The following is a 12,167-nucleotide window of genomic DNA, read 5'->3' as shown; positions in this document are numbered from 1 at the left end:
GTAGTGAGGCTGTTCAGCCAGCCGCGAGCGACATTATATAAGCAATTCTCTATTATTAATTGGCGCAATGCATTATTTTTTCAGCCAGCGTGAGAACGGTGACATATCCCGCCCGGATTCGACGTACCAGGCGCGCCGCGCGATGTCGAATTGGGCTCCCAGCGCCTTGACTTCGTCCTTTTCGTGGAAGGTTGCGGTCAGATAGTGACGGCCGGGCGCCGCCACCGGCTGGGCCTGGTTGCGGGCGATGGCCGCCTCGGCGGCGGCGGCAGATTGCTGCAACCGCATATTGGCGATGAAGCCGCTGCGCAGCGCCGGGTCCGTCGGCGACAGCAGGGTCAGGCGCGCGCGGGCGCGGGTGACGCCGACATAAAACAGGTTTTCCTCGTCGCGCCGGGGCTGCAGCGGGTGCGGGAACTCGTCGGCCTGCAAAAACGGCAGGATCACGTGTTCGAATTCCTTGCCCTTGGCGTTGGCCACGCATTCGATCAGCACCGCCTTGCGTTCGCGCTTGCGGCGGATGAACGCTTCGCGGGCGTTCATCGCGGTCCAGAACTCGCGCAGGCTCTGACCGGAGGCGGCGGCCGATTGCAGCAGGCCGGCCACCGATTTGTTGACCACGCCCGCTTCGTATGGCCGCACGAAGATGCGGCGGGCGGTCGCCACCAGCTTGACGCGTTCGCACAGCTCCGTCAGCACGGCGGCCGCCGGCGTGGCCGGATCGAGCGCGGTCAGCCAGGCGATGGCGTCGATGACGGCCTTCTTGGTGGCCTGGCTGGCGACGTCGCGGTAGCCGATTTCCACGCCGTCGCGGCGGTCGTCCTCGATCATGAACAATTCGCCCAGCAGCGCCGGATCCTTGATGATCTGCGCCTTGAAGTTGTCCATGCGCCGCGCCGAGAACTTCATTTCGCTGAAGGCGGTCATGGCGTCGACGATGGCGCTGCGCACCTGCTCCGATTTGACGGCGGCGAAGTCCTTGAGCGCGATCGCCAGCATGCCGCGCAAGAACAGGATCTCGTCGCGCTGCAGGTAGCCGGCCATGGCGGGGGTGCGGTAGTCGATGTCGGCCTCGATCAGCGCGTTCTCGATCGCCATCGACTGGTGGCGGTCGCGGATCAGGATTGCGCAGCCGTCGTAGGCGTTGCCGTCGGCCTTCCACTGGCGGATCGCGGCGATCGCCTGTTGCGCGCATTCGGCCGGCGTGGCGTAGTGCGCCTGGCCGATCCGCGTGTGCACCGGCAGGCTCGATTCGACCGCCTTGTGTTTGAATTCGGCCATCGCGTAGGCCAGGTGGGGGCCGTGGCGGTAGCTGTAGGTCAGCGGGTAGCGAACCAGCTTGGGATGGCGTTCGGCGAAGCGGCGGTTCAGGTATTCCTCGCTGGCGCCGAGTTTCGCGTGGATCACCTGGTCCTTGTCGCCGGCGCCGACGAAAAAGCACTGCGGGCGGCCGATCAGGGCGTCGAGGATGCGGAAGGCCGCCTCGTTCAGGTCGTGCAGCTCGTCGCACAGCACCAGCCGGTAGTCGGGAAAGTGTTCGGCCAGGCGCGCGCCGGCGTCGAGGTTGCAGGCCAGGTCGTAGGTGGCGTCGAACGGGCCGCGGAACACCGCGCCGGCGCCGCCGTCCAGGCGCAGGGTTTCGTACTCCACCGTGGTCAGGTAGTCGGCCAGCGGCACGCCGAGCAGCTCGGCGATGTCCTCGAGGCCCATGAAGTCGACGTCGGCGGCCAGCGCCATCGTCGCTTTCAGGCCCAGCTGCGCATCCAGGAACTGGCTCAGCGCGATGCTGTGGGTGTTCAGTTCCAGCGCCTCCAGGCGTCCGGCGTAGCGCGCGCCGACACGGTCGACGGCGGCCAGCGCGTAGTCCTTCAGCTGGCGCGCCTCGGTACAGCGGCGCAGGTTGTCGCCGTCGATGGCGTCCAGCCGCCAGGCGGCGAAGTCCTCGAACGTCATCACGGCCAGCCGCGCCACCAGCGCCTGCGGCACGCCGACATCGATCAGGCGCTGGCGCATGACGTCGCGCGCCTCCGGCGTAAAGGTCAGCGCGAGGATTTGTTCAGGGGGGAGCTTGCGCGCCAGCGCCTCGCCGATGCGGATCGCCAGCGTGGTGGTCTTGGCCGCGCCGGCGTTGGCGTCGACCAGCACCACTTTGCTCTGCGACAGCTGAATCGCCGTTTGTTCCGGCGTCGGGATCAGGCCTTGCGGCGTAAATCGGATGGGATTTGGAGGTTGGGCTGCGTTCATCCGCTACATTATAGCGACCGGCGTGCGCACGCCGGTCCCCGATGTGCCGGCGCGCGCCGGCGCCGGCGTCAACCTTGCCGTCGCGCCCTCGATGAACTGGGCATTGAAGACGCGCCGCTGCGGCTGCGCATCGGAACCATGTTCGTGGCCGTCGATGACGGCGCACAGCAGGTCGGCCGCCGACGCGGCCATTTTGGGCATCGGCTGGCGCAACGTGGTCAGGTTGTAGCTCAACCAGTTGGATGGTTCGACGGCGTCGAAGCCGGCCACCGACAGCTGGCCCGGCACGTCGATGCCCAGTTCATGCCGGGCGCAATCGAGGCAGCCGATGGCCATCACGTCGCTGCCGCAGATGATCGCGTCGGGCACGTCGCCCATTTGCGCGATGATGGCCTTGAGGCCGGCGCCGCCGCTGCGGTAGTCCGATTGGCCCGGCACCACCACCGGCGGCGGCAAGCCCAGTTCGGCCAGGCGCTCGCAGGCGCCGCGGCGGCGCTCGTTGGCGACCGAGGAGTCCTCGGTGCCGGCGATGATGCCGAAGCGGCGGTGGCCGGCGGCGGCCAGGCGCGAGACCAGCGTGCGGCCGGCCTCCAGGTGGTCGCAGGTGACGGTGTTGACGACCCGGTGGCGCAGGGCGCGGTTGAACAGCACCAGCGGCATGTGGCGGCGTTCGAATTCGGCGATATGCTCGTCGCTGAGGCGGGCGGCGGCGATCACGCCGTCGACCTGGAATTGCCAGACGTCGGTCAGCACGCGGTCGACATCGGTCTCGCGCGCCAGGGTGAACAGCAGCACGCGCTTGCCGCGCGCGGTGATTTGCTGGCTCAGCTCGGCAAGCAGTTCCGGATAGTACAGGTTGGCCTGGTTGGTGATGATCACCGCGACCATGTTGGAGCGGCGCGTGATCAGGCTGCGGGCGGCGGCGTTGGGGATGTAGTCGAGCAGCGAGGCCGCCTTCATGACGCGCGCGTAAGTGGCCTTGGAAACGCTGGCGCCGGGCTTGAAGCAGCGCGAGACGGCCGATTGCGAGACCCCGGCGACGATCGCCACGTCGTACGAGGTGACGCGGCGGGCTTCGCGGGCGATGATGGCTCTGTGTTCGGTGGCGCTGATCTCAACTGTCGGCTTGGATGTCGTCATTGTCTCGTTATCGTCGTGGGGACCCGGGCTGTGTCCCATGGCGGTCATGCCGAGGATAAACAAAAGCTTACTCTAGGGCAACAATTATCGTATTTCCATGTGGAAATTACGTATGCGGTGTGGTGGCACAGCAATTTTCCCTGATGAGGACGTTTTTCTGATAGCATAACGCCCCTTTATTACGTGTGAAGGGTCGACATGGCCAATGCTTGCGGCGTCGATTTCGGCACGTCAAATTCCACGGTCGGCTGGGTGCGTCCCGGCCAGCCCGTGATGCTGGGACTTGAGGACGGCAAGACCACCTTGCCGTCGGTCGTTTTCTTCAACGCGGAAGACGAGCAGGTCACCTTTGGACGTGCGGCGCTGGCCGAATATCTGGCCGGCTACGAGGGGCGCTTGATGCGCTCACTGAAGAGTTTGCTCGGGACCAGTCTGATCGACGGTCAGACCGAGGTGGGCGGCCGCGCGCTGCCGTTCCGCATGTTGCTGGCCCAGTTCATCGGCGAGGTCAAGCACCGCGCCGAGCAGTCGGCCGGGCGCGAATTCACGTCGGCAGTGTTCGGCCGGCCGGTGCATTTCATCGACGACAGCAAGGTGAACGACCAACTGGCCGAGGATACGCTGGCCGAGGTCGCCCGTTCCGTCGGCTTCAAGGATATCGCCTTCCAGTTCGAGCCGATCGCGGCCGCGTTCGACTACGAGTCGCAGATCGACCGCGAGGAACTGGTGCTGATAGCCGACATCGGCGGCGGCACGTCGGACTTTTCGCTGGTGCGCCTGTCGCCCGAGCGCGCCAAAAAGAGCGAGCGGCGCGACGACATCCTGGCCAACGGCGGCGTGCACATCGGCGGTACCGACTTCGATAAATACCTGAGCCTGTCCTCGGTGATGCCGTTGCTGGGCTACGGCAGCCGGCTGCGCAACAACAGCGAAGTGCCGTCGAGCTACTTCTTCAACCTGGCAACCTGGCACACCATCAACCAGGCCTACACCAAGAAGATGTGGACCCAGCTGTCTGACTTGCTGCGCGATTCGGCCGAGCAGGAAAAGCTTGGCCGCCTGCAACGCCTGATCGACGAACGCGCCGGCCATTGGCTGGCGATGAAGGTGGAAGAGGGCAAGATCGCGCTGTCCGACGACGTCAAGGTGCGGCTCGAGCTGGACCGTTTGTCGCCGGCGGTGAGCCTGGAGCTCGACCGCGACCAGTTCGACGCCTCGATCGACCATCTGGTCGGCTCGGTCGAAAATACGGTGCTGAGCCTGCTGCGCGACGCCGGCGTCGGCCCCGCCGACGTCGATACGGTATTCTTCACCGGCGGTTCGAGCGGCGTGCGCATGCTGCGCGAGCGCATCGGCGCGCTGGTGCCGGCCGCGCGCAAGGTCGAAGGCGACCTGTTCGGCAGCATCGGCGCCGGGCTGGCGCTCGACGCGGTGCGCAAATTCGGCTAACACTACTTAACAGGGACGTAAATGCTCGAAAAATCCATCGTCATGCTCGACTTCGAGACCACCGGCCTGTCGCCCGCGATGGGCGACCGCATCACCGAGGTGGCGGCGTTGCGCATCGTCGGCGGACGCATCGTCGAGCGCTACGTGTCCCTGATTAACTGCGATGTGCGCATTCCATCGTTCATCACCGGCCTGACCGGCATCACCCAGGCCATGGTCGACAACGCGCCGCCGGTCTCGCGCGTGGTGCCCGACCTGCTCGATTTCATCGGCGGCGACGCGCTGTCGGCCCACAACGCCAGTTTCGACGAAAAGTTCCTGCTCGCCGAAGCGGCCCGGCTCAACCTGACGCCGGGCCACCAGGCGCTGGTGTGCTCGCTCAAATTGTCGCGTCGGGTGTTTCCGAATCTGGCCAGCTACAAGCTCGGCAATTTGTCGGGCCAGCTGGGCATCCGCTTCAAAAGCGCGGCCCACCGCGCCGAGTCCGATGCCGAAGTGGCGGCCGAAGTGCTGATACACATCGGTAAACACATCGGTTCGACCTATGGCATCGCCGGCGTCGATCCCGCTCTGCTGGTGTCGGTAAACAAGCTGGCGGCCGCCAAAGTGCACCAATTCCTGCAAAAACAGTCCCCTCCGTAAGTTTAGGCTTAAACGATAGCATTTCATCATCACTCCTTTGATGACGCTCAAATCTGAAGTCACTATCGGGCTTACACTTTAGTCAACATAGTTGCAGTGTTGGCAAGGGGTGCGCGATGAAAAACCAGAGCTCCGCCAGAGATGGCTACGACAGTTATGTGTGGTACAAGGAGGCGGCCGAGCGGGGCAATCCCTACGCGCAATTCAACCTTGCGATGGTCTATAAAAAAGGCCAGGGGGTGGCGCGGGACGACACCCGGGCCTTCCATTGGATGCACAAGGCTGCGGAGCAGGGGCTGGCGTTCGCCCAGAACCATCTCGGCGCGATGTATTACAACGGCCGGGGTGTCGCCAACAACGACAAGGAGGCGGTGCGCTGGTTTCGTGCCGCCGCCCAGCAGGGCGACGCCTCGGCGCAGCAAAATCTCGGGCAAATGTATAGAAAGGGACGCGGCGTCGCGCGCAGCGACGAGATCGCGCTGTCCTGGTTCTACCGCGCCTCCGAGCAGGGCATCGCCAGCGCGCAAACCTTGCTGGGCGAGGCCTATGTGCACGGCACCGGCGTGCGCCGCAACTATACGTTGGCGTTGGCATGGTTCCGCAAGGCCGCGTTGCAAAACGATGCCAACGCCCAACTCAACCTCGGCCTGATGTACAAGCATGGCCACGGCGTCACGCGCAGCGATGCGCAGGCGCTGGCGTGGTTCCGTCAGGCCGCCGCCCAGGGCGACGCGGTGGCCCAGCGCCTGGTCGGGGTCGCGTATTCGGAAGGCCTGGGCGTGCCGGCCGACCAGTTGCGGGCCTACGCGTGGTTGTCGCGCGCGGCCGAGCAGGACGACGCCGACGCCCAGTTCAACCTCGGCATCATGCTGGCCAACGGCAAGGGCGTCGACCGCGACGACGAGCTGGCCTTTTCGTGGTACCGGCGCGCGGCCGAGTCCGGCCATGTGCTGGCGCAGTACAACCTGGGCGGCATGTACGCGCGCGGACGCGGCGTCGGCCGCGACGAGCAGCGCGCGCTGGAATGGTACCGGATGGCGGCCGAGCAGGGGGCGCCGAACGCGCAGTTCAACGTCGGCGTGATGTACGCCAACGGCCACGGCGTGGCCAAGGACGAGGCGCGCGCCGTGGCCTGGTATCGCAGCGCCGCCGACCAGGGCGACGCCAGCGCGCAGAACAACCTGGGCGTGATGTACGCCAATGGCTTGGGCGTGGCGCAGGACGACTTGCAAGCGGTCAAATGGTACGGCAAGGCGGCCGAGCAGGGCCACGCCTTGGCGCAGTTCAACCTGGGCGGCATGTTTGGCAGCGGGCGCGGCGTCAAGCGCGACGAATTGCGCTCGTTCATGTGGCTGACGTTGGCGGCCGACGCCGGCGATGTCGCGGCCGCCAGCAACCGCAAGAAGGTGGCGCTCGACATGACGCCGGAAGCGATCGCCGAGGCGCAGGAACTGGTGCGCCGCTGGCGCGCGCAGCACCGCAGGGCGGTGCCGCTGCGCGAGCGACCGCGGTGATGTCGCGCTTTTGTCTAACCCTGCGGATGCTGGCGGCGGTCGAGGAACAGGCTGTTGCCGTGGATTTTCTTGGCCTGGCGCTTCGATTCGGCCGCCGCCGTGGCGATCTGGTGGTGCGTGTAATATTGGCGCGGGTCGACGCGGATCACGCCGATTGACAGGCTCATCAACGAGTAAAACACTTTCTTGCCCTGCCGGTCCTCGCTCAGATAGCCGCCGCGCTCGCGGTCCTCGACGCTGTAGAACTCCTGCACGCTCCGCTCGAAATCGGCCAGGATGCCTTCGCACCTCGCCTCCCAATCCTCGCTTTGGAACAGCACCATGAAATCGTCGCCGCCGATATGGCCGACGAAATCGCGGTTGGCGTCGCAGCGCTCGCTGAGCAGGTTGCCGGTCAACTGGATGACGTCGTCGCCCCGGCGGTAGCCGTAGACGTCGTTGAACGGTTTGAAATGGTCCAAATCGACGTAGCACGCCCAGAAACGCGTGTCGCTCTCGAGCAGCCGGTCGATGTGCTCGTTGATCGGCACGTTGCCCGGCAGCTGCGTCAGCGGGTTGGCGTAGCGCGCCGCGTTGATCTGCATTTGCGTGATCTCGCGCATCAGCTCGTGGCCGGTGCCCAGGCCCAGATAGCGGCCCCGGTCGGTGATGATGAAGCCGTTGAACAGGTGGTGGGCGTCGGCCTGCACCATGCGGTAACTCAGTTCCTGCAACGTCGTGTCCTGCTCGGCGATCAAGGAAGTGGCGTCCATGAATTGCCTGCATGACTTCTTGCCGTACAACTCGCGCTGGTAGGGGCGGGCGAAGTGGTCGATCATCTCGAAACGGCTGATCAGGCCGAGCGGCTGGTCGCCGTCGACCACCGGAATGATCAGCAGCTTCGGTTCCTTCGAGAAGATCTCGTAGACCTCGTTGTTGGTCATGCTCGACGCGACGGTGCGCACCTGGTTGAGCAGTTTGAGGATGGTGGCGGCGTTCTTTTCCGCGCCGCGCTGCGGATACACGGCGACGCCGGTGCGCGCCAGCGCCTTGACCACTTCGGCCGGGGCCGCGCGCGCCGGCTGCGGGTGGGGCCTGCCCAGATGATAGCCCTGGCCGTTGGCGACGCCGACATCGCGGATCACCAGCAGCTCGGCCTGGGTTTCTATGCCTTCGGCGATGACCAGCGTGTTCGATTTTTCGGCGATCTCCTGGATCGAACGGACGAATTGCAGCTTGACCGGGTCGTTGTTGATACCCTGGATGAAATGCATGTCGATCTTCACATACTCCGGCCGCAGCTCCGACCACAGGCGCAGGCTGGAAAACCCTTCGCCCAGATCGTCGATGGCGATCTGGAAGCCCATCGCGCGGTAGTGCCGCACCGCCTCGCGCATCAGCTCATAGTCGTAGGTTGGCTGGTTCTCGGTCAGTTCGATGATGACGCGGTCCGGGTTGATGCCGATCTGGTGGATGTACTCCAGCGTCTCGCCGTGGCGCGCGTCGCGCTGCAGCAGGCATTCCGGGCTGACGTTGAGGAACAGTTTGCCCGGCAGTGCCAGCTCGGCGAAGCGCTCCAGGATCACCTGCCGGCACAGGTGTTCGACCTGCACCGTCAACCCGCTGGCGCGCGCCACCTTGAACAGGTTCATCGGCGAATGCAGGGGACTGTCGGACGGCCCGCGTATCAAGCCCTCGTAGGCGATGATGTCGCCGTTTTGCAGATTGACGATCGGCTGGAACAGGGCGCTGAGCTGGCGGCGCGCCAGGATGTCGTACAAATGGGCGCGCAACACAGCCTCCTCGTCCTCGAGTTCGGGCATGATATAGGTCACCGCGGCGGGTGCGGCGTTGCTACGGTGCAGCGTTTTGCTGGCGGTTTTCACGATTAGCGCTTGCGAAATGTGGGTTTAACTGTACGATTCTATGAAGTATTTGTGACGGCATCATGAAATTCGTCCTGTAACGCAATAAGTATTTCCATGTCACATTGTTGTCGCGCTACAATAGTCAGACCACGTGCTTTCCCGGGCCCATCATGTATAGCTTCAACCGCCGTCGCATGCCTTTCAGTCTGATGTTCTTGAGCGCCGCCTCGGCGGGCGCGACGGGCGTCGCCGTGCAGGTGCAGGACGCGGCTGGCAATCCGCTAGCCGATACGGTGGTCTATGTCGAGGCCGAAACGGCGCCGGCCGCCGCCAAGGCGTCCGCCAACGGACAGATCGAGCAGAAGGGCTTGAAGTTCATGCCGCTGGTCACGGTCGTCCAGACCGGCAGCAAGGTGTTCTTCCCGAATAACGACAAGGTCCGCCACCACATTTATTCGTTCTCGGCCGCGCACAAATTTGACCAAAAGCTGTACTCGGGCGAGTCGGCCGCGCCGCAGGTGTTCGACAAGGCCGGCACCGTGGTACTGGGCTGTAACATCCACGACAAGATGCTCGCCTACGTCAAGATCGTCGACACGCCGTACTTCGCCAAGACCGACGCCACGGGCGCGGCGCGCATCGCGCTGCCGGCCGGCGGCAAGTACGTGGTCAAGGCCTGGCACTACAACACCGCCGGCGGCGCCACGCCCGAGCAGGTGTTGACGGTGAAGGCGGGCGACGCGCCGTCGACGGCCACCTTCAAACTGCCGATGAAGCCCGCGGCGCCAGCCGACGCGTCGTCGTCGCCTAATTAAAGGATCGCCACGAGCATGCGTATGCGTTTTCGCAGCCTGGAAAGCCGGATCGTCGCGCTGTTCCTGGTACTGATCGTCGCCGTGCAATTGGTCGGGCTGGTGGTGATCCAGCGCGGCATCGACAACAACGCGCGCCTGGCCATCGGCGGGGAACTCAATAACGGCGCCAAGGTGTTCCGCCGCCTGCTCGATCAAAACGCCCAGAGCCTGCGCTTCGGCGCACGCCTGCTGGCGCGCGACACCGCCTTCCTGGCCGCCATCGGCAACAACGACGAAGGCGACCGCGCCACCATCGAATCGGCGCTGGCCAACAGCGGGCGCCGCATCAAGGCGTCGCTGACGATGCTGATCGACGCCGAGCGCAAGATCAGCGTATCGACCAACACCAGCCAGGGCGCCGGCCTGGAGAAAATGGCCGTCAGCATGCTCGACGCGGCCGAGGCGGCCGATGGCGCCAACGGCATCGCCATCATCGAGGGCCGCCCGTACCAGATCGTCGTCATGCCGGTCAAGGCGCCGGTCACCATCGGATGGATCGTGATGACGTTCCCGATCGACCGCCAGCTGGCCAGCGAAATGCGCGAGGTCAGTTCGCTGCACACCACCGTGCTGACGCGCGACCCGCGGGGCAAATGGATGTCGGCCGGCTCCACCTACGTCGGCGCCTCGGCGCAGGCGGTGGTCGACCAGCTGCAGGCCTTGCCGGCGGCGCCCGCCGGACCGTTCGACATCGAGGTGGAAACCGGCCGCTATAGCGCGCGCCTGATGTCGATCGGCCAGGACAACGGCCAGACCGCCAGCGTTCTGCTGGCGCGCTCGATCGACGAGGCCACCGCCGAATACGCGCGCCTGGAACGCTGGCTGATCTTCCTCACCGCCGGCGGCATCGCCATCTCGGCGCTGGCCATCATCTTCACCGCCAAGCGCATCGCCCAGCCGATCAGCGAACTGGCCGACACCGCCAAACGCCTGGAGCGCGGCGATTACAAAGGCCAGATCGACACCAGCCGCGAAGACGAAATCGGCGCGCTGGCGCAGGCCTTCGATTCGATGCGCGAGGGGATCGCCAAGCGCGAACAGGAAATCCGCCGCCTGGCGTATTGGGACACGCTGACCAACCTGCCCAACCGCGCCCAGTTCCTGCTGCTGCTGAACGATGCGATGGAGGACGCCCGCAAACGCGAGGAAGCCGTGTTCGTGCTGATGATGGACCTGGACCGCTTCAAGCACGTCAACGACGTCATGGGCCACAGCTTCGGCGACGCGCTGCTGCGTCAGGTGGCCGGCCGCTTGCAACTGCTGCTGGCCAACCGGCGGCAGTCGTCGGCGCAGGTGGCGCGGCTGGGCGGCGACGAATTCGCGGTGCTGCTGCCGGCGTCGGACGTCGACGCGGCGCAGCGCATGGCGGCCGAAATCCTGCAGGCGCTGGAGACGCCGCTGTCGCTGGAGGAGCAGATGGTCGACATCGGCGCCGGGCTGGGGATCGCCGGTTATCCGATGCATGGCAGCGACGGCGAGGCCCTGCTCAGCATGGCCGAGGTGGCGATGTACGCGGCCAAGCAGCGCAACGACGGCGCCGTGGTCTATGACGCGGCGATGGACAAGTCCAGCGAAAAGAGCCTGTCGCTGCTGACGGAGCTGCGCAACGCCATCGAGCGCAATGAGTTCCGCCTGCACGTGCAGCCGAAGATCATGCTCGATACCGGCAAGGTGGTCGGCATGGAGGCGCTGGTGCGCTGGGTGCATCCGGAGCGCGGCAACGTGTTCCCGGACCAGTTCATTCCGTTCGCCGAGCAGACCGGGTTTATCCGCGTGCTGACGCGCTGGGTGATGGAGCGCTCGGCGGAACTGTGCCAGGAGCTGGCGGCCAAGGGCCATCATCTGAAGATATCGGTCAACCTGTCCACGCGCGACCTGCTGGACCAGGACCTGCCGGCCAAATTCGCCGACCTGCTGGTGCGACACAAACTGTCCCCGGGTTCGTTCTGCCTGGAGATCACCGAGAGCGCGATCATGGACGATCCGGTGCGAGCGCAAACCACGCTGGAACGCCTCAGCGCCATGGGCTTCGATCTGTCGATCGACGATTTCGGCACCGGCTATTCGTCGCTGGCCTACCTGAAACGGTTGCCGGTCAATGAGCTCAAGATCGACAAGTCCTTCGTGCTCAATATGGAGCACGATGACGGCGACACCAAGATCGTGCGTTCGACCATCGACCTGGGTCACAACATGGGCCTGCGCGTGGTCGCCGAGGGCATCGAGAGCGAGGCCGTATGGCGCCTGCTGGCCGGCCTCGGGTGCGACCAGGGCCAGGGCTACTTCATGAGCCGTCCGATCCCGGGCGACCAGTTGATCGCCTGGCTGGAGAAGTGGCAGGCGCCGTCCGTCTCGACCGCCCCGAACCACATCTTCGTGTAAACCGGGTCGTCGGCCCGTCGCCGATATTTGCATTTCATGCAAGCGATTTCGCCGTACGTCGCAAGCCTATCCATTGGCGGCCGCCTCTCGCCTAC

Annotated in this window: 8 protein-coding genes; 5 read left to right on the top strand and 3 right to left on the bottom strand. The window is 65.2% G+C overall.

Going from position 1 to position 12,167, the window contains the following annotated elements; genetic code table 11:
- Positions 1-72: 72 nt before the first annotated feature.
- The gene (locus BMX85_RS14490) at positions 73-2,244 is read right to left on the bottom strand and encodes an ATP-dependent helicase (RefSeq protein ID WP_090319147.1); all 2,172 of its coding nucleotides are present in this window, start codon (positions 2,242-2,244) and stop codon (positions 73-75) included.
- 3 nt (positions 2,245-2,247) lie between these two features.
- A complete protein-coding gene (locus tag BMX85_RS14485) occupies positions 2,248-3,384 on the bottom strand; it encodes a LacI family DNA-binding transcriptional regulator (protein WP_090320095.1) in 1,137 nt (378 codons plus the stop codon).
- A 198-nt stretch (positions 3,385-3,582) separates the two neighbouring features.
- On the opposite strand from BMX85_RS14485, the gene BMX85_RS14480 reads away from it, so the two are divergent.
- From BMX85_RS14480 to BMX85_RS14470, 3 genes are all read left to right on the top strand, one after another.
- The gene (locus BMX85_RS14480) at positions 3,583-4,833 is read left to right on the top strand and encodes an Hsp70 family protein (protein WP_090319143.1); all 1,251 of its coding nucleotides are present in this window, start codon (positions 3,583-3,585) and stop codon (positions 4,831-4,833) included.
- Between the two features lie 21 nt (positions 4,834-4,854).
- Positions 4,855-5,475, top strand: coding sequence for a 3'-5' exonuclease (locus BMX85_RS14475; RefSeq protein WP_090319141.1), 621 nt, complete (start codon positions 4,855-4,857; stop codon positions 5,473-5,475).
- A 116-nt stretch (positions 5,476-5,591) separates the two neighbouring features.
- Positions 5,592-6,989 carry a tetratricopeptide repeat protein gene (locus BMX85_RS14470; RefSeq protein ID WP_090319138.1) on the top strand — a complete coding sequence of 466 codons (1,398 nt, stop codon included), beginning with the start codon at positions 5,592-5,594 and terminating at the stop codon, positions 6,987-6,989.
- A 14-nt stretch (positions 6,990-7,003) separates the two neighbouring features.
- Here the strand turns inward: BMX85_RS14470 and BMX85_RS14465 are convergent, their stop codons facing one another.
- The gene (locus tag BMX85_RS14465) at positions 7,004-8,791 is read right to left on the bottom strand and encodes a GGDEF domain-containing protein (protein WP_090320092.1); all 1,788 of its coding nucleotides are present in this window, start codon (positions 8,789-8,791) and stop codon (positions 7,004-7,006) included.
- A gap of 239 nt (positions 8,792-9,030) precedes the next feature.
- On the opposite strand from BMX85_RS14465, the gene BMX85_RS14460 reads away from it, so the two are divergent.
- Positions 9,031-9,651, top strand: a complete 621-nt coding sequence (locus tag BMX85_RS14460; RefSeq protein WP_229210460.1) for a cupredoxin domain-containing protein — start codon at positions 9,031-9,033, stop codon at positions 9,649-9,651.
- 15 nt (positions 9,652-9,666) lie between these two features.
- Positions 9,667-12,072 carry a putative bifunctional diguanylate cyclase/phosphodiesterase gene (locus tag BMX85_RS14455; protein WP_090319132.1) on the top strand — a complete coding sequence of 802 codons (2,406 nt, stop codon included), beginning with the start codon at positions 9,667-9,669 and terminating at the stop codon, positions 12,070-12,072.
- The last annotated feature ends 95 nt before the right edge of the window (positions 12,073-12,167 follow it).

This window comes from Duganella sp. CF517, from assembly GCF_900110275.1.
Lineage (GTDB): Bacteria > Pseudomonadota > Gammaproteobacteria > Burkholderiales > Burkholderiaceae_D > Rugamonas.
Note: the sequence above shows the minus strand (reverse complement) of the source record. Positions and strands in the feature narration are given on the sequence as shown.

Coding starts and splice junctions, on each gene's coding strand:
- BMX85_RS14485 (WP_090320095.1), bottom strand. CDS start 3,384: ATGACGACATCCAAGCCGACAGTTGAGATCAGCGCCACCGAACACAGA.
- BMX85_RS14490 (WP_090319147.1), bottom strand. CDS start 2,244: ATGAACGCAGCCCAACCTCCAAATCCCATCCGATTTACGCCGCAAGGC.
- BMX85_RS14475 (WP_090319141.1), top strand. CDS start 4,855: ATGCTCGAAAAATCCATCGTCATGCTCGACTTCGAGACCACCGGCCTG.
- BMX85_RS14470 (WP_090319138.1), top strand. CDS start 5,592: ATGAAAAACCAGAGCTCCGCCAGAGATGGCTACGACAGTTATGTGTGG.
- BMX85_RS14460 (WP_229210460.1), top strand. CDS start 9,031: ATGCCTTTCAGTCTGATGTTCTTGAGCGCCGCCTCGGCGGGCGCGACG.
- BMX85_RS14455 (WP_090319132.1), top strand. CDS start 9,667: ATGCGTATGCGTTTTCGCAGCCTGGAAAGCCGGATCGTCGCGCTGTTC.
- BMX85_RS14480 (WP_090319143.1), top strand. CDS start 3,583: ATGGCCAATGCTTGCGGCGTCGATTTCGGCACGTCAAATTCCACGGTC.
- BMX85_RS14465 (WP_090320092.1), bottom strand. CDS start 8,791: ATGCCCGAACTCGAGGACGAGGAGGCTGTGTTGCGCGCCCATTTGTAC.